This is a genomic window from Methylobacterium tarhaniae (assembly GCF_001043955.1).
Lineage (GTDB): Bacteria > Pseudomonadota > Alphaproteobacteria > Rhizobiales > Beijerinckiaceae > Methylobacterium > Methylobacterium tarhaniae.
Genome location: NZ_LABZ01000056.1, coordinates 1 through 23831 on the forward strand (window position 1 = coordinate 1; position 23831 = coordinate 23831).

Annotated in this window: 21 protein-coding genes; 3 read left to right on the forward strand and 18 right to left on the reverse strand. The window is 69.9% G+C overall.

The genetic code is table 11. From position 1 onward, the window contains the following. The 10 genes from VQ03_RS09070 to VQ03_RS09115 all read right to left on the reverse strand — a co-directional run. Positions 1–813, reverse strand: an 813-nt coding sequence (locus VQ03_RS09070; protein ID WP_053078467.1) for an acyl-CoA dehydrogenase family protein, incomplete at its 3' end; no start/stop codon positions are given. A 1-nt stretch (position 814) separates the two neighbouring features. Further along, complete coding sequence (locus tag VQ03_RS09075; protein WP_048450556.1) at positions 815–1600, reverse strand: enoyl-CoA hydratase/isomerase family protein; 786 nt, start codon at positions 1598–1600, stop codon at positions 815–817. After that, positions 1597–2472, reverse strand: coding sequence for a MaoC/PaaZ C-terminal domain-containing protein (locus VQ03_RS09080; RefSeq protein ID WP_048450557.1), 876 nt, complete (start codon positions 2470–2472; stop codon positions 1597–1599). The genes VQ03_RS09075 and VQ03_RS09080 overlap by 4 nt, the downstream gene beginning before the upstream one ends. 161 nt (positions 2473–2633) lie before the next feature. Continuing rightward, positions 2634–3782: an acetyl-CoA acetyltransferase gene (locus tag VQ03_RS09085; RefSeq protein WP_048450558.1), complete on the reverse strand. Its 1149-nt coding sequence runs from the start codon at positions 3780–3782 to the stop codon at positions 2634–2636. Between the two features lies 1 nt (position 3783). After that, positions 3784–4167, reverse strand: a complete 384-nt coding sequence (locus VQ03_RS09090; protein WP_083467874.1) for a Zn-ribbon domain-containing OB-fold protein — start codon at positions 4165–4167, stop codon at positions 3784–3786. Beyond that, a complete protein-coding gene (locus VQ03_RS09095; protein WP_053078468.1) occupies positions 4160–5197 on the reverse strand; it encodes a branched-chain amino acid ABC transporter permease in 1038 nt (345 codons plus the stop codon). The genes VQ03_RS09090 and VQ03_RS09095 overlap by 8 nt, the downstream gene beginning before the upstream one ends. Next, complete coding sequence (locus tag VQ03_RS09100) at positions 5194–6063, reverse strand: branched-chain amino acid ABC transporter permease (RefSeq protein WP_048450559.1); 870 nt, start codon at positions 6061–6063, stop codon at positions 5194–5196. The genes VQ03_RS09095 and VQ03_RS09100 overlap by 4 nt, the downstream gene beginning before the upstream one ends. Beyond that, on the reverse strand, positions 6060–6791 hold the full coding sequence (locus VQ03_RS09105) for an ABC transporter ATP-binding protein (RefSeq protein WP_048450560.1): 732 nt from the start codon (positions 6789–6791) through the stop codon (positions 6060–6062). The genes VQ03_RS09100 and VQ03_RS09105 overlap by 4 nt, the downstream gene beginning before the upstream one ends. Next, a complete protein-coding gene (locus VQ03_RS09110; protein WP_048450561.1) occupies positions 6788–7579 on the reverse strand; it encodes an ABC transporter ATP-binding protein in 792 nt (263 codons plus the stop codon). Before VQ03_RS09110 ends, VQ03_RS09105 begins: the two co-directional genes overlap by 4 nt. After that, positions 7554–8693 (reverse strand): ABC transporter substrate-binding protein, encoded by a 1140-nt coding sequence (locus VQ03_RS09115; RefSeq protein ID WP_053078469.1) that lies wholly within the window; start codon positions 8691–8693, stop codon positions 7554–7556. The genes VQ03_RS09110 and VQ03_RS09115 overlap by 26 nt, the downstream gene beginning before the upstream one ends. 122 nt (positions 8694–8815) lie before the next feature. On the opposite strand from VQ03_RS09115, the gene VQ03_RS09120 reads away from it, so the two are divergent. Then, the gene (locus VQ03_RS09120; protein ID WP_048450562.1) at positions 8816–9892 is read left to right on the forward strand and encodes an SDR family oxidoreductase; all 1077 of its coding nucleotides are present in this window, start codon (positions 8816–8818) and stop codon (positions 9890–9892) included. A 34-nt stretch (positions 9893–9926) separates the two neighbouring features. Here VQ03_RS09120 and VQ03_RS09125 read toward each other — a convergent pair whose 3' ends face one another. After that, on the reverse strand, positions 9927–11132 hold the full coding sequence (locus tag VQ03_RS09125; protein ID WP_083467875.1) for a CaiB/BaiF CoA transferase family protein: 1206 nt from the start codon (positions 11130–11132) through the stop codon (positions 9927–9929). Positions 11133–11346: 214 nt separating this feature from the next. On the opposite strand from VQ03_RS09125, the gene VQ03_RS09130 reads away from it, so the two are divergent. Beyond that, complete coding sequence (locus VQ03_RS09130; protein ID WP_048450563.1) at positions 11347–12135, forward strand: IclR family transcriptional regulator domain-containing protein; 789 nt, start codon at positions 11347–11349, stop codon at positions 12133–12135. Positions 12136–12530: 395 nt separating this feature from the next. Here the strand turns inward: VQ03_RS09130 and VQ03_RS09135 are convergent, their stop codons facing one another. From VQ03_RS09135 to VQ03_RS32880, 7 genes are all read right to left on the reverse strand, one after another. Next, positions 12531–13451, reverse strand: coding sequence for an SMP-30/gluconolactonase/LRE family protein (locus VQ03_RS09135; RefSeq protein WP_048450564.1), 921 nt, complete (start codon positions 13449–13451; stop codon positions 12531–12533). A gap of 37 nt (positions 13452–13488) precedes the next feature. Continuing rightward, positions 13489–14367 carry a crotonase/enoyl-CoA hydratase family protein gene (locus VQ03_RS09140; protein ID WP_048450565.1) on the reverse strand — a complete coding sequence of 293 codons (879 nt, stop codon included), beginning with the start codon at positions 14365–14367 and terminating at the stop codon, positions 13489–13491. Continuing rightward, on the reverse strand, positions 14357–15412 hold the full coding sequence (locus VQ03_RS09145; RefSeq protein ID WP_048450566.1) for a phosphotransferase: 1056 nt from the start codon (positions 15410–15412) through the stop codon (positions 14357–14359). Before VQ03_RS09145 ends, VQ03_RS09140 begins: the two co-directional genes overlap by 11 nt. Next, on the reverse strand, positions 15405–16631 hold the full coding sequence (locus VQ03_RS09150; protein WP_048450567.1) for an acyl-CoA dehydrogenase family protein: 1227 nt from the start codon (positions 16629–16631) through the stop codon (positions 15405–15407). The genes VQ03_RS09145 and VQ03_RS09150 overlap by 8 nt, the downstream gene beginning before the upstream one ends. A gap of 32 nt (positions 16632–16663) precedes the next feature. Then, on the reverse strand, positions 16664–17662 hold the full coding sequence (locus tag VQ03_RS09155) for an NADPH:quinone oxidoreductase family protein (protein WP_048450568.1): 999 nt from the start codon (positions 17660–17662) through the stop codon (positions 16664–16666). After that, a complete protein-coding gene (locus tag VQ03_RS09160; RefSeq protein WP_208605490.1) occupies positions 17662–19767 on the reverse strand; it encodes an acetate--CoA ligase family protein in 2106 nt (701 codons plus the stop codon). Before VQ03_RS09160 ends, VQ03_RS09155 begins: the two co-directional genes overlap by 1 nt. A gap of 1121 nt (positions 19768–20888) precedes the next feature. Next, positions 20889–21293: a type IV secretory system conjugative DNA transfer family protein gene (locus VQ03_RS32880; protein ID WP_157064031.1), complete on the reverse strand. Its 405-nt coding sequence runs from the start codon at positions 21291–21293 to the stop codon at positions 20889–20891. Positions 21294–21893: 600 nt separating this feature from the next. Between VQ03_RS32880 and VQ03_RS09170 the strand changes: the two genes are divergently transcribed. After that, entirely contained in the window at positions 21894–23768 is a 1875-nt protein-coding gene (locus VQ03_RS09170; RefSeq protein ID WP_048450590.1) for a methanol/ethanol family PQQ-dependent dehydrogenase, read from the forward strand. Positions 23769–23831 lie beyond the last annotated feature (63 nt).

The window sequence follows — 23831 nt, forward strand, 5'->3', positions numbered from 1 at the left end:
CGCCCAGGCCGCCACCGCCTCCGCCGCGAGGCCGGCGGCGGCGGCTGCCGAGGCCGCCTGGCCGGCGAGCACGGCGAGGTTCTGCTGCACGGCCTGGAACTGGCCGATGGCGCGGCCGAACTGCCGGCGCTCGTTGGCATAACCCACCGTCATGGTGCTGACGGCGCCGAGCGCGCCCGCCATCATCAGGGCGCGGGTTGCGGCGCCTGCCGCCCGCAATTCGGCCGCACCGAAGGGAGCCGGAGCGCTTTCCGCCGCGACGGCCTCGAAGCGCACGGCATCGCTCGGATCGCCGGCGATGTCGGTGCCGGGCTCGACCGTGAGGGCGGCCTGCGGCAGCGCGACCAGGACCGGCCCGCCGGGACCGTCCGCCAGGACCACGACCGCCCGGACGTGCCGGCCCCACGGCACGCCCCAGGCGTGGCCGGTCGCGCGGCCGGCATTGTCGAGCCTGACGTCCGACCCTTGCGCGACGGCGAGCGGCCCGGCCGGAACCTGGATCCCGGCGCGCGCCAGAATGAGGCCGGCCAGCATCGTGTCGGCCAGTGGCAGCGGCAGGGCGTGGCTTCCCGCGACCGTCAGGAGCGCCAGGGCGTCGGCGACCGGCACCCCGAAGCCGCCGGCCTCCTCCGGCAGGATGGCGGCCGGCAGGCCGACCTCGTCGAGGGCCGCCCACACGTCGTCGGGCCACTCGCCCTCGGCCGATCGGGCCCGGGCCTGCGGCGTGAGGCGGTCGGCGAGCAGACGGTCGGCGGTCTCGCGCAGCATCGCGCCGGCATCGTCCGCCTGGATGTCGGTGGGAGAATCCATCATGTCAGCGTCCCTGGAAGGCGGGCCGGCGCTTCTCCAGGAAGGCGGTCTTGCCCTCGTGGTGGTCGGCGGTCTGGAACAGGGCGGCCTGCGCGCTGCGCTCCCAGTCGAGCACCTCGTCGATCCCGCGGGCCAGCCACTCCTTGGTCATCGCGGTCGAGAGCGGCGCCAGCCCGTCATAGCCGCGGGCGAGCGCGACCGCCCGATCGAGCGCCGTACCGTCCGGCACGACCTCGTCGACGAGGCCGATCTCGAGGCCGGCCCGGGCCCCGATGGGGCTGGCGTGGAGCAGGATCTGGCGGGCGCGGCCCTGGCCGACCCGCGCCGGCAGGGTGTGGAGCAGGCCGGCATCGGCCACCAGCCCGACCTTCGGGAACGAGGCGACGAAGCGCGCGCCCTCGCCGGCGATGATCGTGTCGCATAGGAGCGCGAAGCTGAAGCCGGCGCCGGCGGCCCAGCCCTCGACGGCGGCGATGTAGGGCTTGCCCGACTTCACGATCGCCCGGACGATGCCGTGAAGCAGCCGGAACCGGTCGCGCCCGCCGGCGAGTCCGTCGGCCTGCATCGCCGTGAGATCGCCACCGGCGCTGAAGACCTGCGGTCCCCCGGTGATCACCACCGCCCGGGTGGCGGGGTCGCGCTCGATGCGGTCGATCGCCTCGGCGAGCGCGACCCGGATCGCCGGCGTGAGGGCGTTCCGCTTGGCGGGCTCGTTGAGCGTCAGGATCGCGACCGCGCCGTCGCGGCGCTCCAGCAGCACGGCCTCGTCGGAAGGGTTCGTCCCGGTCACCGTGCCACTCCTTCCTCAGGCGCGGCGAACACGGCGCGCCCGTTGTTGATCACCACCACGTCGCGCTCTGGCACGAGCGCCCGGAACGATCCGTCGCGCCAGATCTCGACCCGGACGGTCTCGCCCGGGTAGACCGGCGCGGAGAAGCGCATGGCGAGCTCGCGGAAGCGGCCGGACTCGTAGTCCCCGAGCGTCCGCAGCAGGGCGTGGCCGACGATTCCGAGCGTGCAGAGCCCGTGCAGGATCGGGCGCGGGAAGCCGGCCCGCGCCGCGACGTCCGGATCGGCGTGGAGCGGGTTGTCGTCGCCGTTGAGGCGGTAATAGAGCGCCTGCTCGGGCCGGGTCGGCATCTCGACCACGCTGTCGGGCGGGGTCCCGGGCAGGGCGTGCGGCTCCGCCACCGGCCCCGAGGGACCGCCGAAGCCGCCATCGCCGCGCAGGAAGGTGGTGCTGCGCGTCGTCGCGAGCAGCGTGCCGGAGCCGGCGTCCCGCACCTCCTTCTCCGAATACATCAGGGCACCCCGTCCCTCGCCCTTGTCGACGAGCCCGGTGATGCGGGTGGTTCCGATCACCTCGCCCTCGATCGGGAGCGGCCGGTGCATCGCGATGCGCTGCTCGCCGTGGACCACCCGGACCGCGTCGATGCCGGTCGCCGGATCGGCCATCCAGAAGCCCGGATGGGCCAGCACCACCGACATGGTCGGCACCGCTTTGAGCGTCCGGTGGCCGTCGACGAAGTCGAGCTGGCTGGTGTCGAGCGGATCCTGACCGAAGCCGACCGAGAGCGCGTAGAGCACGCTGTCGCGGGCCGTCAGGCGCTGGCGCACCTCCGGGATGCGGTGGCCCATCAGGGAGTCGTACGTGAAGGCCATATCGGGGCGTCCCGTCATCCGAAATCCGATTGATTGCTTCCGGCGATCCCTGCGGGACCGTTTTCGCATTGCGGATTTCTGCTTCGCTCAAGTGTGCGGAGCAAAGCTCCGCCGTCCCGGGCTCGTAAGACGCTGTCCGGAAGAGGCTTCCGGACAGCGTCTCAGAGAGTGTCTCGGCTGCCGAGGATCGCGGTCGCCTGGCTGGAGAGGGTGCCACCATTGCCGTGGCAGAGGGCGAGCCGCGTCGGCACCTGCCGCTCGCCGGCCTCGCCGCGGATCTGGGTCACCGCCTCGACGACGAGGAACAGCCCGTACATCCCGGGATGCACGCAGGAGAGCCCGCCGCCATTGGTGTTGACCGCGAGCGACCCGCCGGGCGCGATGGCGCCGCCCTCGACGAAGCGCCCGCCCTCGCCCTTCGGGCAGTAGCCGAGGTCCTCCAGGAACAGGATCGTGTTGATGGTGAAGGCGTCGTAGAGCATCAGGAGGTCGATCTCCCGGGGATCCACGCCCGCCATCGCGAAGGCGCGCGGCCCGCTCTCGCACGCCGCCGTCGTCGTGAGGTCCGGCATCTGCGCGAAGGACCGGTGCGAGGTCGCCATGCCCGCCCCGAGCAGGTAGGCCGGCGCCTGGCGCAGGTCCCGGGCGCGCTCGGACCGGACCATCACGCAGGCGGCGGCCCCGTCGGTGACCAGGCAGCAATCGAGCACGCTCAGCGGATCGCTGACGACGCGGCTTGCCAGCACGTCCTCAACGGTGAGCGGCCCGCGGGCGAAGGCGGCGGGGTTGCGGTTCGCCCAGGCCCGGGCCGCGACGGCGACGGCGGCGAGCTGTTCGCGCGTCGTGCCGAATTCATGCATGTGCCGGGCCGCAGCCATCGCGTAGCCGGTGATCGGGTGGCGCGGCCGGTAGGGCGCCTCGTGCCATTGCGGCTCGCTCATCGAGACGAGGCGGCCGCCCGCCGTGCGCTGGTTCGATCCGTAGGCGATCAGCGCGACGTCGCAGAGGCCCGCGTCCAAGGCGAGCGCGGCCTGGAGCAGGTGGATCTCGAAGGAGGATCCTCCGACATTGGTGCCCTCGATCACACGCGGCCGGATCCCGAGATATTCCGCCGCCGAGAGCGCCGGGAGTCCGTGCACGCCGGTGGCCGCGAAGATGCCGTCGACCTCATCGAGGCGCAGGCCCGCATCCGCGAGCGCCGCGAGGGCGGCCTCGCCGAGGAGCTCGATGGAGCTGCGGCCGGGCGCCTCGCCGAGTCCCGCCGTGCCGATGCCGACGACCGCCGCGCGGCCGCGAAGACGATGAGCCATGTCAAGCGGCCCCCTGGCTGGCGACGGCGAAGACGATCGCGGGCGCGCCGTCGATCGTGGCGATGCGGGCCGTCACGCGGGTGCCGATCGGCACCGTCTCGGCCCCCTCGATCCGCGACAGCATCCGCGGCCCCTCGGCGAGGTCGACGAGCGCGAGGTTGTAGGCGCCCTCGCGGGTGCGGTTCACCGTGATGCTGTAGACGGTGCCCTCGCCCGAGGCGGGAACCCATTCGAGGTCGGTCTCTCCGGTCCCCGGGACGGCGCCCCGCGGGTAGAAGACGTGGCGGCCCGTCGACCGGCTCCTCTGGAGCATGAACCGTCCCTCGGCGAGGAAGGCCTTGAACCGGGCCTCCGGTCCGGGTCGAGCGTCGGTGGCGTCACGCATGGCGGGTGCTCGCAGCTGGGATCTCGGTCGTCGCGGCGCCGGCCGCGGCTTGAGCTTGGGCTTGGGCTTGGGCGGGGCGGCGCTTGAACCCGCGGACCTTGGGCCACAGGCTCGCCAGTCCCCGCGGGCAGAGACAGAGCACGGCGACGAGAACGACCCCGAGGACGAGCTTGTCGCCGTAGGCGCCCAGCGACGCGAAGCTCTTCTGGGACAGGAGCAGGGCCGTGCCGAGGAGCGGCCCGAGCAGGATGCGCCGCCCGGCGAGGATCACCCCGGTCAGCATCAGGACCAGGAAGTAGGTCTCGAACAGGTCGGTGCCGACATAGGCGCGCTGGAACGCGTAGAGCCAGCCGGCCGCGGCGCTGATCACCGCCGAGAGCAGGAAGACCTGCAGCCGGATGCGGTTGCTGTCGAGGCCACACATCGTGGCCAGCCGCGGGTTCATGTGGACCATCAGCGCCGCCTGGCCGAGGCGCGAGCGCCGGAAGCGGTGGACGACGTAGAGGGTGAGGAGCAGCAGCAGGTAGGCGAAGGGCCAGAATTCGGCGCTGCGCCCGGCAGTCAGTTCGAGCGGTCCGATCGACAGGTCGAGGGGCGGGATGCCGACGATGCCGTCCGAGCCGCCGAGGAAGTCCCAGTTCGACGCCACGTTCATGCACACCACCGCCGCCGCGTAGGTGACGAGCGAGAAGGCGAATTCCCGTGTGCGCAGCGTGATCACCCCGAGCACCAGGGCGAGCGACAAGGCGGCCAGCACCGCGCCCGCGAGCGCGACCCAGGCGCCAAGGCCGTAGGTGACGGTGAGGATCGCCGCCGCGTAGGCGCCGGTGGCGAAGAAGGCGGTGTGGACGAGGCTGATCTCGCCGAGATCCGACAGGATCACGTCGAGGCCGTAGGACATCGCGGCGAAGATCGCGATCGCCACCAGCGTGTCGTAGACGAGCGTCGAGCCGCCGAGCAGCGTCGGGAGGAGGAAGCCCGCGGCGGCAAGCAGTGCCGCGAGGGCGAGGCGGGTGAGGGGATGGGTCATCGGGCAAAGCTCCCGGAGGCCGCGAGCGAGCCGGGCCGCAGCACCATCGCGGCGATGAGCAGGGCGAAGACCGCCGCCGTCGTGTAGGCCGGCGAGACGAGGGCGCCGAACAAGGCGGTGAAGAGGCCGATGCCTAGCCCGGCGACGTAGCTGCCGAGCACGCTGCCGATGCCGCCGAGCACCACCACCACGAAGGTCATCACCACCTGGTCGAAGCCCATCGAGGTGAGGATCGGCGTGCGCGGCGCGACGAGCGCCGCCGCGAAGGCGACCGCCGCACCCTCGAAGGCGAAGATGCCCATGTAGATGCGCGAGACCCGCAAGCCCCCGAGCGTCGTCAGCCGCGGGTCTTCGGCCACCATCCGGACCGCGGCGCCGAGCCAGCTGCGGTGCAGGGCGAGGTAGAGGCCGGCAAAGACCAGGATCGTGGCACCGACGAGGATCGCGTCCTGCACGGTGAACCAGACCGGACCGAGATGGACGCTCATCTCCTGGAACGGGCTCGCCAGGGTCTGGGGCTTCGGCCCGAAGGCGAGGCCGGCCGCGCCCTCGAGCGCCTGGCCGAAGCCGAGGGTGACGATCATCAGGCTGACGAGGTCCTGCGACAGCGTGAGCCGCAGGAACAGGCGCTGCATCACCGCCCCGAGGACGGCGCCGAGCAGGACCGCGGCGACGACCGCGACCGGGTAGGGTAGGCCGGTCGCCGCCATGACCCACCAGGCCACGAAGGCGCCGATCATGTACATCTGGCCGTGACCGAAGTTCACGAGCCGCGCGGCGCCGAGGAGCAGCGTCCAGCCGACCGCGACGAGCGCGTAGGCGTGGCCGATGATGATGCCGTTGACGAGTTGCTGGGCGACGTTCATCCGTGGCTCGCTCCGAGATAGGCCTCGACGATGCGCGGGTCGTTCCGCATCTCCGCCACCGTGCCGGCGGCGACCACGCGGCCGCGCTCCAGGAGGTGCAGCACGTCGGTGACCTCGGCCGCCGCGTGCACGTTCTGCTCGACGAGGAGCACCGTCAGCCCGCCCTCGACCAGCTCGCGGATGGTGGCGAGCAGCGTCGAGACCAGCCGCGGGGCGAGCCCGATCGAGGGCTCGTCGAGGAGCAGGAGCTTCGGCGCCATGCGGAGCGCCCGGCCGACCGCCAGCATCTGGCGCTCGCCGCCGGAGAGCGAGCCGGCGAGGTTCGTCCGCCGCTCGCGCAGGCGCGGGAACAGGGCGTAGACGTCCTCGACCGCATAGGAGCGGCCGCCATGGCTTCCGCCCGGGCGGGCCACCGCCTTCAGGTTCTCCTCGACCGAGAGGCCCATGAACACGCCGCGCCCCTCCGGCACGAGCTGGACGCCGCGGCGCACGTGCTGGTCGGCGGAGAGCCCGGTCAGCTCCTCCCCGTCGAGCCGGACGGAGCCGCTGATCCGCGGCTCGGCCCGCGACCAGTTGGCGACCGCGTTGATCAGCGTCGACTTGCCGGCCCCGTTGGCGCCGATCACCCCGGCGAGCGTGCCGGGCTCGACGACGAGGCTTTCGACCGCGACGGCCTCGGCCTGGCCGTAGGCGACCCGCAGGCCGCCGATCTGGAGCCTCGCGCTCACGCCGCCCTCCCGAGATAAGCTTCGAGCACGCGCGGATCGGCCTGGATGTCGGCGGGCCTGCCCGTCGCGATGACCTGGCCGAGCTCGAGGACGACGACTTCGTCGGCGATGGCCATCACGAGGTCCATGTGATGCTCGATCAGCACCACCGCGAGGCCGTCGTCGCGCATCCGCTCGAGCACGCCCCTGAGCGCGATCATGTCGGGGCCGCCCAACCCCGCCGCCGGCTCGTCGAGGAGCACGACCCGGGCGCCGGGGGCGGCGGCGAGCGCGATCGAGAGCATGCGCTGCGTGCCGTAGGAGAGTTCGCCCGGCAGCCGCCCGTGGGCGCTCTCGGGCACGTGGTAGGCGAGGAGGTGGGTTCTCGCCTCCTCCTCGATCGCGTTCCGGCGCCGCGCCTCGATCCAGGGCAGGAACACCGATTGCGCGAGCGGGCTCGGGCGGCTCTCCATGAGCGCTGCCGCCATGTTCTCCAGCACGGTCATGCCGCCGAAGAACGCGTTCTGCTGGAAAGTGCGGCGCAGGCCCGCCCGCGGCAGATCGTGGGCGGGCTTGCCCGTCACGTCCGCCCCGTCGAGCCGGATGCTGCCGCCATGCGACACCATGTTGGTGGCGGCCATGAAGCAGGTGCTCTTGCCCGCCCCGTTCGGCCCGATGATCCCGAGGATCCGTCCGGCGGAGACGGACCACGACATCTCCTTCAGGGCCTGGAACCCGCCGAAGCGGACCGACAGGTCCTGGACCGCGAGGACCGGCCTCGTATCAGCTCTCGACGACAATCTTGCCATCCTTCACCGTGAACACGAAGTGCCGGTGCTGCATCTGGCCGTTGGGCTCGAAGCGCACGGTGCCGAAGATCGTGCCGGGGATCTCCTGGCCGCGGATCGCGCCCGCGACCGCCTTGCGCTCGAGGGTGCCGGCCTTGGCGACGGCCTTGGCCCAGACCTGGAGCGAGGCGGCGCCGAGCGCCATGAACTTGTCCGGCTCGGTCTTGAACTGCTTCTGCATCTGCGCGACGAAGCGCTTGTTCTCGGGGTTGCTCGCGAACGGCTCGGTCTCGGGGAAGTAGATGTCGGCGCTGTGGAGCCCGTTGGCGGCCTTGCCGGTGGTCTCGATCACGCTCGGACCGACGGTGCCGACGGTGCAGATCACCGGCGCGCCGACATTCCCTTGCGCGTATTGCTGCAGGAAGGCCGGCAGGCCGGCGCCCTCGTTGGCGTTGATGCTGATGACGTAATCGGGTTTCGCGTCCCGGATGCTGGTGATCTCGACCCGGAAATCGGTCTGCGGGAACGGAAACTTGAGGGTCTGGGCGATGGTGTAGTCGAGGTTGGCCTTCTTGAATTCGGCCTCGATGCCCTGCTGGGCGCCGTTGCCGTAGGCGTCGTTCTCGGTGACGAAGACGATGCGAGCCTTTTTCGTCTTGCTGCCGAGATACTGCGCGATGATCGCCGCGTCCTGCACGTTGGCGCTGTTGAGGCGGATCGCCAGCGGGTTCGAGGCGCTGGCCAGGATCGCGTCGGCCTTCGAGATCATCGTGATGTCGAGGATGCCGGCCCGCGCCAGGACCGACTGCATCGCGAGCGTCACCGGGCTGTTCCAGCCCTCCAGCACCACCGCGACGCCGGCCGCCGCGAGTTCGTTCGCCTTGGCGACGCCGATCGCCGGCGTGCTCTCGTCGTCGCGTACCAGGATCTCGATCGGCCGGCCGAGCACGCCGCCGCTCTCGTTGATCAGGGCCGCCATGCCCTGGACGGCGTGGGTGACGTCCTGCCCCTGCCGGCCGGCGCCGCCGCTGAGCGGGATGATGAGCCCGACCTTGATCGGATCCGCCGCCCGCGCGAAGGCCGGCACGAGCGGGGCCGAGGCGAGCCCCGCCAGAACGCTGCGTCTCGATAACACGTTCGTTCCTCCCAGAGTTGAGCAAGTATTTTTTGGCGTTACTTGCTCATTTTTCAAGATATAACATTGTTTTTCGGTGCTGTCTATATGTATATGTTGGCGTTCGCAGCGCGGAGGACGCGATGAGCCAAAAAGGAACGGTGTTGGTTGCGGGTGCTGGCGGCCTGGTCGGGCGGGCAGCGATCGAGCATTACTTGAGCGACGGGTGGGAGGTGATCGCCCTGTCGCGACGCCCGCCCGAGCCGGCAACGGGAGCGGCGCACCTGGCCGTCGACCTTGCGGATGCCGCGCAGTGCCGGGCGCGGCTCTCGGAGGTCCGCACCCTCACCCACGTGGTCTACGCGGCCCTGTTCGAGAAGCCGGACCTGACCGGCGGCTGGCTCGACGACGACCAGATCGCCGTCAACCGGGCGATGCTCGCCAATCTCCTCGATGCGGTGGAGCCGCAGAACCCCGGCCTGCGCCACGTCGCCCTGCTCCAGGGTGCCAAGGCCTACGGGGTTCATCTCGGCCAGATCCCGGTCCCGGCCCGCGAGAGCGCGCCCCGCCACATCCACCCGAACTTCTACTGGGCGCAGGAGGACTTTTTGGCGGACAGGCAGGCCGGGAAGGGATGGAGCTGGACGATCTTCCGGCCGCAGGTGGTGTTCGGCTTCGCGGAGGGGAGCGCCATGAACATGGTCGCGGCGGTGGGCGCCTACGCGGCGATCAGCCGGGAGCTCGGGCTTCCGCTCGTCTATCCGGGCGTCGGCACCCGCGTCACCGAGGCGACGGATGCCCGCCTGCTGGCCCGCGCGATCGCCTGGGCCGGCCGCTCGGAGGCCGCCGCGAACCAGACCTTCAACGTGACCAACGGCGATGTCTTCACCTGGGAGAACCTCTGGCCGGTGATCGCCAGGGCCTTCCGCTTGGAGGTCGGCTTGCCGCACCCGATGCCGCTCTCCCGCATCATGCCGGGCCGAGCCGCGACCTGGCAGGCGATCGTCGCGCGCCACGGATTGCGGCCCCTGTCGCTCGACCGGCTGGTCGGCGCCTCCTGGCAATTCGCCGACTTCGCCTTCTCGCGGACCCACTCGACCTCGTCGCTGCTCAGCACGATCAAGATCCGCCAGGCGGGATTCGGCGAGTGCATCGACACCGAGGCGTCGCTGGCCTGGTGGCTGGCGGACCTGCAGGAGAGGCGGGTGCTGCCGGCCTGAGGCGATCGGCGCCGATCCGAGGCCGGGGAGGGGATCAGCGTCCGTCACGGATGATCCCCTTCTCCCGCAGCGTCGCACGCTCCGCCTCGTCGACTCCGAGCGAGGCCAGCACGTCGGCGGTGGACTCGCCGAGGGTCTGCGGGGCGATCCGGTATGTGGCGGGGGTGCGCGACAGCTGGCTCGGATAGCCGATCACCGTGACGGGCGTGCCGTCGCTGCGCTCCATGCGCTTGAGCAGGCCGCGGGCCGCGACCTGCGGGTCGGCGAGGATCTGGTCGATGCGGTTGATCGGCCCGCCGGGCACCCCGCCCGCCTCCATGGCGGCGAAGAAGTCGGCTGAGGTCCACTGCCGGATCGCGGCGCCTAAGCCCGCCTCGAGTTCCTTGCGGTCGCGCAGGCGTCCGACATTGTCGCGAAAGCGCGGGTCGGCGGCGAGTTCGGGGAGGTTCAGGAGCGCGCACAGGCTGCGGAACTGCCCGTCATTGCCGCAGGCGACGAGCACGTAGCCGTCCGCGGTCTGGAACTCGCGGTAGGGCACCACGTTCGGGTGCGAGTTGCCGAGCCGGCCGGGCGTCAGCCCGCCGACGATGTGGTTCATGCCCTGGTTGACCAGGACCGCGACCTGGCTGTCGAGGAGAGCGCAATCGATGTGCTGGCCCTCGCCGGTCGCGCTGCGGTGGTGGAGCGCGGCGAGGATCGAGGTGGCGGCGTAGAGGCCGGTGAACAGGTCGCTCACCGGCAGGCCGACCTTGATCGGACCGGCACCCGGCTCGTCGTCGGGGCGGCCGGTGACGCTCATCAGGCCGCTCATGCCCTGGATCAGGAAATCGTAGCCGCCCCGCGAGGCGTAGGGCCCGGTCTGGCCGAACCCGGTCACCGAGCAGTAGATCAAGCCCGGGTTGGCGGCCGACAGCGAGGCGTAGTCGAGGCCGTAGCGGGCGAGCGCCCCGGTCTTGAAGTTCTCGACCAGGATGTCGGCCCGCTCGGCCAGCCGCCGCACCAGGGCGGCGCCCTCGGGCATGCCGAAATCGATGGCGATGCTGCGCTTGTTGCGGTTGGCGCAGAGGTAGTAGGCGGCGTCGGACGGCCCGTCCGGCCCCTGCACGAAGGGCGGGCCCCACAGCCGTGTGTCGTCGCCCGTCTCCGGCCGCTCGATCTTCCAGACCTCGGCACCGAGGTCGCCGAGAACTTGCGAGGCCCACGGGCCGGCAAGCACGCGGGAGAGGTCGAGGACCTTCAAGCCTTGCAACGGTCCCGACAGGGCCTCCAGCGGCTCCGCTTCCGGTCCTGTGGCCGCTCGTGTCTGTTCCGCGCCCGCCAAATCCGCGCTCCTCCCGTTCGTGATCTTTTGTATTTCATTAGTTGAAATGCATGTTCAAAACAGTGTAGACCGATCGGCGGCGGATGCAACGCCGACTTCGATCCCCGATGCGTCGACCGAGAGAGTTTTTTGCATGCCGTCCTTCGAGCCCGTCACCGCGGCCCTGCGGGTGCTGGAGGTCCTGTTCGCGCTCAACCGCCTCAAGGAGGCGAGCGTCGGCGACCTCTTCCGCGAGACCGGCCTGAACCGGCCGACGATCGTCAGGATGCTCGAGACGCTGATCCATGCCGGGCTGGTGGCGCGCCACCCGACGAGGGCCGTCTACGTCACCACCGGGCGCACGCTCGAACTGAGCAGCGGCTACCAGAAGCACGAGGAGATGGCGCTCGCCGCCGCCCCGATCCTCGCGCGGCTGCACAATGCGCTGCAATGGCCCTCCGACGTCTCGGTCTTCGACGGCGACGCGATGGTGGTGGCGCGCACCAGCCGCAGCGAGGGCGTGCTGCACTTCAACCGCCGGCCCGGCTACCGGGCGCCGCTCCTCGGCACGTCCCTCGGCATGGCCTTCCTGGCCTTCTGCGACCCGAAGACCCGCGCCCAGGCGCTGGCAGTGCTCGCCGCGTCGGACGACCCGTGGAACGCCGTCGTCCACGATCCCGAGAGGCTCGAGCGGCTGCTCGCGAGCGTGCGGGACAACGGATACGCCAGCATGAACAAGGACTACTCGCGCACGTCCTATAACGGCGTCGCCTCGGCGATCGGCGTGCCGGTGCTGATCGGCGGGGTCGCGGTCGGGAGCCTCAACCTCATGTACCTGCGCAACTCCCTCGGCGAGGCCGACGTGGTCGCCCGCTTCGTCGCGCCGCTGCGGGCGGCGGCGGCCGAGATCGCCGACGCGCTTGCGGCGATGCGCGGGGAGTGACGCTTGTTCCTCCTGACCGAAACAACATCCTCCCTGTCATCCCGAGGCCGCGCAGCGGAATCCAGGATCCATGATTGCTGACGACTCGGAATGAAGCGGAGCGCTCTCCACCTCATCTGGCACGCTCAGCGATGACAAATCCCGGGGTCTCGCCTGCGGCGAGCCCCCGGGATGACGCGGAGGGCATGAAATCGTTGGATGTCACCAAATCATGCCATCGGCCCAGGATGCCGACGCATCGACTCGATCTCGGGCAGGCCCGCGATCGACGGGGCCGATGACCCATCTCGCATTGTCGACGCCAAGACCAGAAGTCCGGGACCTTGGGCTTGACGAAAACTCGAGAACGGAACCGAAGGTCTTTGTCTTTCGACCGTTGGTATGATCTGCGAATATTACGGCGCGAAATTGAGTCTCAACCCCGGCCGCTTCCACGGCACCCGCACCAATTGCCCGGTTCCCGACAGGGTCACGTAGGCCGTCCGCAGATCCGCCCCGCCGAAGCAGATGTTGGTGGTGTAGACGTCTGGCATCGGGACGCTCTCCACCAGCTCCCCCTCGGGCGAGATGACGGTGATCGCCCCCGTCATCAGCGTCGCGACGCAGATGTTGCCGGAGGCTTCGACCGCGAGGCTGTCGTAGCGCTGGTAGCCCGCCTGGTTGAATAGGAAGCGGCCGCCATGCGGCGACGGGAACGGACGGCGCCGGATCTTGCCCGGCTCGGCGAGGTCGAAGCCCCAGAGCCGGCCGCCCTCGGTCTCGGCGACGTAGAGCACCGTCTCGTCCGGCGAGAGCCCGATGCCGTTCGGGGTCAGGATCGGGTGCACCACCTCGGTGATGAACGAGCCGTCGGTCTTGGCGTAGTAGATGCTGCCCTGGTCGCGGTCGCGGTGGCGCGCCTTGCCGAGGTCGGTGAAGTAGAAGCCGCCCGCCCGATCGAAGACGATGTCGTTGGGGCCCTTGAGCTTCGTGTCGCCGCAGCTTTCGTAGAGCACTGTGCAGGCGCCCGTGCGCGGGTCGATCCGCTCGATCCGTCCGCCCGAGTAGGTCTCCGGGGTCCCGATCGGCCGGATCATCCCCGGCTCCTCGTGCCAGGCGAAGCCGCCGTTGTTGCAGACGTAGAGCATCCCGTCCGGCCCGAGCGCGAGGCCGTTCGGACCTCCGCCCGGCTCGGAGATGACCGAGACGGTTCCGTCGAGCGCGACCCGCGAGACCGTCCCGCGGGCGATCTCGACGAGCGCGATGGACCCGTCCTCCAGGACGACCGGCCCTTCCGGGAAGCGCAAACCCGTCGCCATCACCGCGATGTCAGTCATCTCGTTCCTCCGCTTTTTCCCTTGACCAGGCTGTGGTTCAGTCCTCGCCGTAGGGGCGCTCGCGCCACCACGGATAGGCCGCGGGCATGTCGGCCGAGACCCTTCCCGAGAAGGCCGGAGCCCGCTTCTCGAAGAAGGAGGTCACGCCCTCCGTCACGTCGGGGCTGCGGCCCCGCTCGGCGAGGAGGCGGCTCTCGATCCGGTGCGCCTCCATCGGGTGGTCGGCCCCGAGCATCCGCCACATCATCTGCCGGGCGAGCGCGACGGAGACCGGCGAGGCGGCCTCGGCGATCTCGCGCGCGATGGCGCGGGCCGCCGGCAGGAGGTCGTCGGGCGCGTGCAGGCTGCGCACGAGGCCGCTCGCCAGCGCCTCCTCGGCCGGGATCAGCCGGCCGGTCGCGACCCACTCCATCGCCCTTTGCATCCCGACGGCGCGGGGCAGGAACCAGGACGAGCACGCCTCGGGCACGAGCCCGCGCCGGGTGAACGGGAAGGCGAAGCGCGCACCCGTCACGGCGAGCCGGATGTCCATCGGCAGCAGCATCGTGGCGCCGACCCCGACCGCCGCCCCGTTCACCGCCGCGATGACGGGCTTCGTGCAGGCGAAGATGCGCAGCGCCAGCCGCCCGCCGGAGTCGCGCATCGCCTCGCTGTCGGCGGAGGCTTCGGCCCGGCCGGCGACGTCGAAGCGGGAGGCGCCGGCCGACATGTCGGCGCCGGCGCAGAAGCCGCGGCCGCTGCCGGTCACGATCACGGCCCGCACGGCGTCGTCCCGGTCGGCCCGGTCGAGGCAGGCGACCATCGCCTCCCGCATGGTGGCCGTGAAGGCGTTCAGCTTGTCCGGCCGGTTGAGCGTGATCGTCAGCACCCCGTCGTCGAGCCCGGAGAGGACTTCGGTGGTCGTCTCAGCGGCCATAGGCGATCTCCTCCCCGCGGCGGGCGAGCCGGCGGAATTTCTCGCCAGCGACGTCGACGGCCCGCGCGTCCGAGGCGTTGCCGTCGAGGGCGCGCCGGTACACGCCGGCGACGATCGCGGCCCAGCGAAACAGCGAGAACACGACGAAGACGTCGAGGTCGGCCGGCACCGGGCGCCCGGCCGCAGCGGCGTAGGCGGCGACGAACTCCGCCTCGTCCGGGAGCCCCGGCACGTCGAGGCCGACGAGCCCCTGCTCGGCGGGCGTGGTGCGCCAGGGCAGCAGGCAGTAGGCGAGGTCGGCGAGCGGGTGGCCGAGGGTCGAGAGTTCCCAGTCGAGGACCGCGATCACCCGTGGCTCCACCGGGTGGAGCATCAGGTTGCCGAGGCGGTAGTCGCCATGCGCGATGGCGGTCTCGTCGGGAACGTCGGCACGCGCCTCGAGCCAGGCGATCAGGCGGTCCATGGCCGGCTCCGGCGCAAGGTCGGCAGCCCGGTACTGCTTCGTCCAGCGCGCGACCTGCCGCCCGACGTAGTTGCCGGGCCGGCCGTAATCGCCGAGACCCACAGTGGCGGGGTCGAGGCGGTGCAGGCGCCCGAGCACCCGCGCCGCGTCGAGGAAGGCGGCTCGCCGATGGCCCGCATCGACCCCCGGCATGTCGCGCTCCGCGTAGATGCGCCCGACGAGGTAGTCCATCACGTAGAACGGCGTCCCGATGACGCCTGGGTCGTCGCAGTAGAGCCGGACCCGGGGGACCGGCACGTCGGTCGCGCTCAGCGCGCCGAGCACCCGGTACTCGCGGTCGACCGCGTGAGCGGAAGGCAGGAGCGTGCCGCCCGGCTTCTTGCGCAGCACGTAGGCCCCGCCCGGCGTGGCGAGGTGGAAGGTCGGGTTGGACTGACCGCCCTGGAACTGGCGCACCACGAGCCCGTCCGCCGCTCCCGGCAGGAGAGGGGCGAGGGTGCGCCGCAAGCGCTCCTCGTCAAAGCGGTGGTTCGGCAGCACCGGGACCAGGGCCGGCCCGCCGATCACGGGCGCCTCAGCCATCGGCGCGCGCCGGACGGTACTTGGCCAGTTCGAGGCGCCCGATCTGGTGGCGGTGGACCTCGTCCGGCCCGTCGACGATGCGCAGGGTGCGGGCGTACTTGTACATGTAGCCCAGGCCGAAATCCGTCGTGACGCCGGCGCCCCCGAAGGCCTGGATCGCCCGGTCCACCACCGCGCAGGCCATGTTGGCGGCCGCCACCTTGATGCCGGCGATCTCGGCCCGCGCCGCCTTGTTGCCGACCTGGTCCATCTTCCAGGCGGCATGCAGGACGAGCAGGCGCACCTGGTCGATCTCGATCCGGCTCTGGGCGATGCGCTCGATCATCACGCCCTGCTGCGCCAGCGGCTTGCCGAAGGCGGTCCGCGCGCTCAGGCGACGGCACATCATCTCGAGCGCACGCTCCGCCAGCCCGACGGCCCGCATGCAGTGATGGATGCGGCCGGGCCCGAGCCGTCCCTGCGCGATCTCGAAGCCGCGGCCCTCGCCGAGGAGGATGTTGTCGACCGGCACGCGGGCGTTCTCGAACACGATCTCGCCGTGCCCGTGCGGCGCGTCGTCGAAGCCGAAGACCGGCAGCATCCGCTCGATCGTGACGCCGGGGGTGTCGGTCGGTACCAGGATCATCGATTGCTGGCGGTACTTGTCCTCCCCGTGCGGGTCGGTCTTGCCCATGACGATGAGGAGCTTGCAGCGCGGGTCGCCCGAGCCGGACGACCACCACTTGCGCCCGTTGATGACGTACTCGCCGCCGTCGCGGGTGATCGTGCAGGCGATGTTGGTGGCGTCGGACGAGGCGACGTCGGGCTCGGTCATGGCGAAGCAGGAGCGGATCTCGCCGGCGAGCAGCGGCTTCAGCCAGCGCGCCTTCTGGCTTTCCGTCCCGTAGCGCTCCAGGGTCTCCATGTTGCCGGTGTCGGGCGCCGAGCAGTTGAACACCTCGGAGGACCATTGCACCCGGCCCATCATCTCGGCGAGCGGCGCGTATTCGAGGTTGGTGAGCCCGGCGCCCGCGCCGCTCGCGGGCAGGAACAGGTTCCACAGGCCGGCTTCGCGCGCCAGGGGCTTGAGCCGCTCGACGACCGGGACGGGCTGCCAGCGATCCGTCAGCGCGGCCTGCTCGGCCTTGTAGGTCGCCTCGTTGGGATAGATGTGCTCGTCCATGAAGGCCTGCAGCCGCTCCTGCAGGGCGGTCACCTTCGGCGCGTGGTGGAAGTCCATCGCGTGTCCTCGCAAAGATCGGGAAGTGAGTGTCACGGCGTCTGGTGGTCGCGGCGGCGCGGCGTCAGCAGGAGCTTGCCCACGCTCCGCCGGCCGGCGAGTTGCGCCAGCGCTGCCGGCGCCTCGTCGAGCGGCAGGCGGCCGCCGATCAGCGGATCGAGGCGACCTTCCGCCTGGAGCGCCAGGAGGGAGTCCTGGACCTCGCGGAGAAGGGTGGGATCGCGTTTTTTCACCTCGCCCCAGAAGACGCCGAGCACTGTCCCCTCCTTGAGGAGGAGGCGATTCGCGGGCAGCTCGGGCGGGGCGCCGCCGGCGAAGCCCACGACGAGGAGCCGGCCGTGCCAGGCGAGGGCGCGCAGGCTGTCGAGGCCGACCCGGCCGCCGACCGGATCGTAGATCACGTCCGCGCCGACGCCGCCCGTCGCCTCGCGGACCGCCTCGACCCAGCCCGGCTCCTCGTAGGAGACCGCGACCTCGGCACCGAGCCGCCGGCACACGTCCAGCTTCTCCGGCGAGCCGGCGGTGGCGATCACCCGGCAGCCCGCAGCCAGGGCGATCTGCACGGCTGCGCTGCCGACGCCGCCGGCCGCGGCATGGACCAGGACCGTCTCGCCCGGCCGGATTCCCGCCCGGCGGTGCAGGGCGTACCAGGCCGTCGGGTAGTTCACCCCGAGCAGAACCAGGCCCGCATCCGCCGGCACGCCGGTCGGGATCACGGTCGCGGCCGCATCCGGCATCAGCGCCAGCTCCGCGAATCCTCCGGTCGGGATGCTGGCGCAGACCCGCTCGCCGGGCGCGCGGGCGCAGCCGGGGCCGGCCGCCACGACCTCGCCCGACACCTCGATCCCGGGCACGAAGGGCAGGGCGGGCTTCCGCTGGTAGCGGCCGCGCACCATCAGCGTGTCGGCGAAGTTGACCCCGGCGGCCTCGACGAGCACCAGCAGCTCGCCTGGCCCCGGGACCGGGTCCGGGCGCTCGGCCAGGACCATCCGCCCCTCGTCGGTGATCGCCTCGACGACCCAGCAGCGCATCAGCGGGGTCCGCCCTTCACGATCAGGGCGTCGGCGGCGACGATCCGGTCGGCCGTGCAGATGAGCGGGTTGATCTCCATCTCGGCGACCACATCGTCCGCATCGGCCGCGAGTTCGGAGAAGCGGCACACGATCTCGGCGAGCCGCGAGACGTCCACCGCCGGCGCGCCGCGAAAGCCGTCGAGCAGGGCCGCCCCCTTGAGGTCGCGCAGCATCGCCTCGGCCTCCGCGCGCCCGACCGGCGCGAGGGCGAGCGCGGTGTCGCGCAGGATCTCGACGAGGACGCCGCCGAGGCCGACGACAATGAGCGGGCCGAATTGCGCGTCGTGCCGGGCGCCGACCATGACCTCGACCCCCCGCGGGACCATCGGCTGGACGACGACGCCCCGGAAGTTCGGGCGGGGCGTCATAGCGTCGACGGCCGCCAGGATCTCCGCGTAGGCGCGCTCGACCTCGGCGGCGCTCGCCACGTTGAGCTTGACCAGCCCGGCCTCCGTCTTGTGCAGGATGTCAGGGCTCTCGCCCTTGAGCACGACCGGAAAGCCGAGCGCCTTCGCAGCGCCTCGAGCCTCCGCCGCGGACCCGACCGGCCGGTCCTCCACGACCGGGATGCCGTAGTGCGCCATGACGCCCTTGGCTTCCCGTTCGGTCAACGAGGATCCGCCCGTCTGCGCGAGCAGGGTGGCCATCCGCTCCTTCGCGGCCGGATCCGAGATCCGGCCCTCGGCGGTCGGGCCGGCCCGCCGCAGGGCGTCGCGCCGGTGCCAGGCGGCAATGGCCGCGAAGCAGCGGTCCATCGAGTGGAACAGCGCGAGGTGCGGGTCGCTCTCGGTCTCGCGCGCGCCCGGGCCCCCGAGCCATTCCGGCGCCCAGACGTTGCAGACGAGCTTGGCGTTGGCCGCGGCCGCCCGGCTGAACACCGGCAGCCGGACCGTCGCCGAGTCGTAGGCGTAGGCGTGCGAGGTCACCATGACGCCGTAGAGCGGGTCCGCCAGCAGCGCCCCGGCGCAGGCGGCAAGGCTGTCCGCCGAGCCGATGACCTGGGCGGTCACGTCGCACGGGTTGCGGGTCGAGCCGTATTCCGGCACTTGCGCCGCGAGCACGGCGGCGGCCTCGGGCCCGGGCTGGGGCAGCGCCACGCCGTGCGCCTCCGCCTTGTCGGCGGCGATGATGGTCGCACCGCCGGAGGTCGCGATCACGGCGACGCCCTGCGCCCGCGGTGCGCCCGCCTTGGCGAAGAACGCGGCCGCCTCGACCAGCGCCTCGAGCTTGTCGACCTGGATCACGCCGGCGCGCGCGAAGCCCGCCGCGTAGGCCGCGTCGGATCCGGCGAGCGAGCCCGTATGCGACAGGGCCGCCCGGGCGCCCTCCTGCCCGGTCGCGATCTTGTAGAGGACGAGCGGCTTGTCGGCCTCCCAGGCAAGCGCAGCGGCCCGCAGCATCCGGCCCGGATCGGCCATGCCCTCGAACAGGCAGGCGATCGCCCGGCAATGCGGGTCCTGCGCCAGGTAGGCGACGTAATCGGCAACGTCGACGTCGCAGGAATTGCCCGCGGTCAGCACGTGGCTCACCGAGACGCCGCGCTCGATCCCCTGGGCCAAAGAGAAGCCGAGGGAGCCCGACTGGCTCACGATCCCGATCGCGTGCGGGGCGAGCGGCCGGCGCTCGGGCATGGCCGAGAAGGTGAGGCCGGCCCCCCGCGCGTAGTTGACGAGGCCGATCGTGTTCGGCCCGACCAGGCGCATGTTCGCGCCCCGCGCGATCTCCACGAGGCGCCGCTGGTGCGCGACGTGCTCGGGCTTGCCCGTCTCCGCGAATCCGGCCGCCAGCACCAGGACGGCGCCGACGCCCTTCGCCGCACATTCGCGAACGACCGGTTCGACCGCCTCGCGCGGCGTCGCGATCACGACGCAGTCCGGGGTCTCGGGCAGGTCCGCGACGGTCGGGTAGCAGGGCTGGCCGGCCAGCTCGGCGTGCTTGGCGTTGATCTGGTAGAGGCGGCCGTCAAAGGCCTTCAGGTTGGCGACCGTGCGGCTGCCGAAGGCATTCGGCCGCTCGGACACGCCAACGACGGCGACGCTCTCGGGGGCGACGAGCCGCCTCATCTCCTCGCACGCGTAGGGGCTGCGCCTCGAGCTCTCGATCCCCGTCATCGGGAGGCTGCCGGGAGGCGCGGGCCGGAGCCAGTACGGCGGCGCCCTCGTCCGGGATCCGAGAGCCGGCAAGCCGGCCGAGCCCGCCCATCGCCGAAGCGACGAGCACGTGCAGGCGTTTCCTTCATGTTTATTTCATTCTATGAAATGACCTTTCATTCATCTTCGATCATGTAAGGTCCTGTGTAAAGGCGTGATGAGCGCGAATTCGCAGCTCCGCGCCGCAGCGGTCCACCTTCTGCCGGAGCCTCCGCGCTGGACGCCTCCGGATCGTGCGTTTTCGGGCCATCCGGTTCCGCAATTCCGGTCGAGGCGGAGTAGGACGCACCCGATACATCCGACGGAGCGGCTCCAACCGTGACACCGGGCCTGCAGGAAGTTCTTGGTCCGATGCCGTTTGACGAGCCACGCTGCTGACCCGAAGCGGCCCCTCCCAGATCTAACTTCACATGTCCGGTGATCGACATTTTCCGGGCATTTTAATTTCGTCATGCTATTCCGACACCAGCTGTCGCGCCGTAGTCTGGTGTCATACCAACGGTCGATAGAAAACGACCTTCGGTTCCGTTCTCGAATCGTCGCCGAGCCCAAGGTCTCGGACGTCTGGGCTTGGTGTCGAACGTTCGAGATGGTCCAACGGACCCGTCGATCTCGGGAAAGCCCGAGATCGAATGTGATGCGTCAGCATCTGAGACCGTTGGTATCAAAGGGGTCACTCGAGGCTGGTTCGAGCGGCGTGAGGATGGTCGGCAGCGCTGCGATCGGGGCCTGCCGTCTCGACGGGCTACGCCAGCCACCTCCCATCGCCTATGACCCCGGTCTCATATCGCCGCCATGTTCCCTTCGCCGTCGTCACCAGCTAGAACGCCATCAGCGTGGCAGTCAACGGCGAGAGCACTCCCTTCGTGCATCGCCGAACCAGTCCCTCGGCCGAAGAAGCCGACGATGGCAGAAGCCTTGCCGCTCGCGGCTCGACAGGGTCCTGCGGGCCCGACGACCACATCGGCATGTCGCCTTGACCGGCCGCGCGACCTCCTCTCCTGCCTTGCTCGGACTTCCGGCGCAGGATCGACTTACGGCGTTGCATCGGTCGACAAAGCGATGGTCTTCTGCGCCCAAGGCGGCACCGAGGAGCGCGCGGCGGGTGAGGCCGCTGACCGGAAGGCGGCCGGTGGGACGGCCCGGAACTTCAGGCTCACGACGAGGCTGATGGTCCGCTCGCCGACGAAGGCCCGCTCGCCACCGGCGGCGATCCGCACCGGGCAGGCCAGCACCGGCAGGCTCACCGCGCCGCTGCGGGCAAGCTCGTGGTAGCGGGCCATGCCGGCGAAGTCGCGGTCGAGCCGGTTGAAGTTCGCTGTGAAGCTCGCCGGCGCCTCGGCGATGCCCGAACCAGCAAGATCATTCCGGTTGCTGTGAACTTCACACCCGCAGTTCGGTGTCGTATTTACTTTATATGAGGGAGAGTTTATAAAAATTTATGCTTTAATAGATTTTAACGTGCCGTTGTATCCGGGTTTCGCCCTGCATAGGCACGCCTGCGGCCAGGCAGCAATGTGCCGCCGGAATACCTGCCAGCCGAGCATTTGCGCGCCGTTTGTCTCACAAGTCAATAGCCTTCAAGTCTGTGCAATCACGCTTTGCTGAAAAATTAGCGCAGAGGTGTTGCGGCGTGTCCATTGCTGCGGCGCAAAAATTGCGGCGACAGTGCAATTGTCCATCATAAAAACAGTTACTTGATAGAATAATAAGTCTCTTATTTCGATTTTATAAGATATTTATTTTCGCAGCTGCAATAAGAAAAATATCCATCTCGATTGCCGCATCGTCCCGAGCCGCCCGAAAGATAGATGGAAGACATCAAGATCGACGACTGCTAACGTAATTGCGGTGAGCGAAGGTAATAAGTTCCTTATAAGAAAGCGAAGTGAGATTGATCTAAGGTCAAACTAAGAGAGATTGACCATGATCTCGCTCGCTAACCGTTCCTCATCGCGCGAGCACGTTCGGCCTCGCGGCCCGAGCGCCGCAGAGACGTGAAACGCTGACCGGAGACGCAGAGCATGGGCATCGATCGCATGGGCAAGTTTGTGAATTCCGTTTCGGTGGCCGCGCTGCTGGCGCTGGCGCCGCTCGCGGTGCCGCACGCCGCACTCGCCAACGACAAGCTCGACGAGCTGTCGAAGAGCGACGAAAACTGGGTGATGCCGGGGAAGAACTACGACTCCGACAACTACAGCAAGCTGACGCAGATCAACGAGAAGAACGTCAAGAATCTCAAGGTCTCCTGGCAGTTCTCGACCGGCCTGCTCAACGGACATGAGGGCGCGCCTCTGGTCGTCGACGGCAAGATGTTCGTCCACACCTCGTTCCCGAACAACACCTTCGCGCTCGGGCTCGACGATCCGGGCAAGATCCTGTGGCAGGACAAGCCGAAGCAGAACCCGGCCGCGCGCTCGGTGGCCTGCTGCGATCTCGTCAACCGCGGCCTCGCCTATTGGCCGGGCGACGGCAAGACCCCGCCGCTGATCCTCAAGACCCTGCTCGACGGCCACGTCGCGGCGCTCAACGCGCAGACCGGCGAGACGGTGTGGAAGATCGAGAATTCCGACATCAAGGTCGGCTCGACGCTCACCATCGCCCCCTACGTCGTCAAGGACAAGGTCATCATCGGCTCGTCCGGGGCCGAGCTCGGCGTGCGCGGCTATCTCACCGCCTACGACGTCAAGACCGGCGAGCAGAAGTGGCGCGCCTACGCCACCGGCCCGGATTCCGACCTGCTGCTGGCCAAGGACTTCAACATCCACAACGCCCATTACGGCCAGAAGGGCCTAGGCACCTCGACCTGGGAGGGCGACGCCTGGAAGATCGGCGGCGGCACCAACTGGGGCTGGTACGCCTACGATCCCGGCACCAACCTGATCTACTTCGGCACCGGCAACCCGGCGCCGTGGAACGAGACGATGCGGCCGGGCGACAACAAGTGGACGATGACGATCTTCGGCCGCGATGCCGATACCGGTGAAGCCAAGTTCGGCTACCAGAAGACGCCGCACGACGAGTGGGATTATGCCGGCGTCAACGTGATGATGCTGTCGACCCAGAAGGACCTCGCCGGCAAGGAGCGCAAGCTCCTGACCCACCCGGACCGCAACGGCATCGTCTACACGCTCGACCGCACCAACGGCGATCTCGTCTCGGCGCACAAGATCGACGACACCGTCAACGTCTTCAAGACCGTCGACCTGAAATCCGGCCTGCCGGTGCGCGATCCCGAATACGGCACCCGGATGGACCACCTCGCCAAGGACATCTGTCCCTCGGCGATGGGCTACCACAACCAGGGCCACGATTCCTACGATCCGAACCGCAAGCTCTTCTTCATGGGCATCAACCACATCTGCATGGATTGGGAGCCCTTCATGCTGCCCTACCGGGCCGGACAGTTCTTCGTCGGTGCGACGCTGAACATGTATCCGGGTCCGAAGGGCGACCGGCAGAACGCCGAGGGCCTCGGCCAGATCAAGGCCTACGACGCCATCACCGGCAAGTTCAAATGGGAGAAGATGGAGCGCTTCGCGGTCTGGGGCGGCACCATGGCGACGGCCGGCAACCTGGTCTTCTACGGAACGCTCGACGGCTACATCAAGGCGCGCCACTCCGACACCGGTGAACTGCTCTGGAAGTCGAAGCTGCCGTCAGGCGCCATCGGCTACCCGATGACCTATACCCACAAGGGCACGCAATACGTGGCGATCTATTACGGCGTCGGCGGCTGGCCGGGCGTCGGCCTCGTCTTCGACCTGCAGGACCCGACCGCCGGCCTCGGTGCGGTCGGCGCTTTCAAGAAGCTCGCCAACTACACCCAGATGGGCGGCGGCGTGACGGTGTTCTCCCTCGACGGCAAGGGTCCCTACGACGACCCGAATGTCGGCGAGTACTCGGCGAACTGAACCGTCGACTTCCGCTCCTCCCCGTTTCGGGGAGGAGCGACCCGCTGCCTCTCGTGACAACGG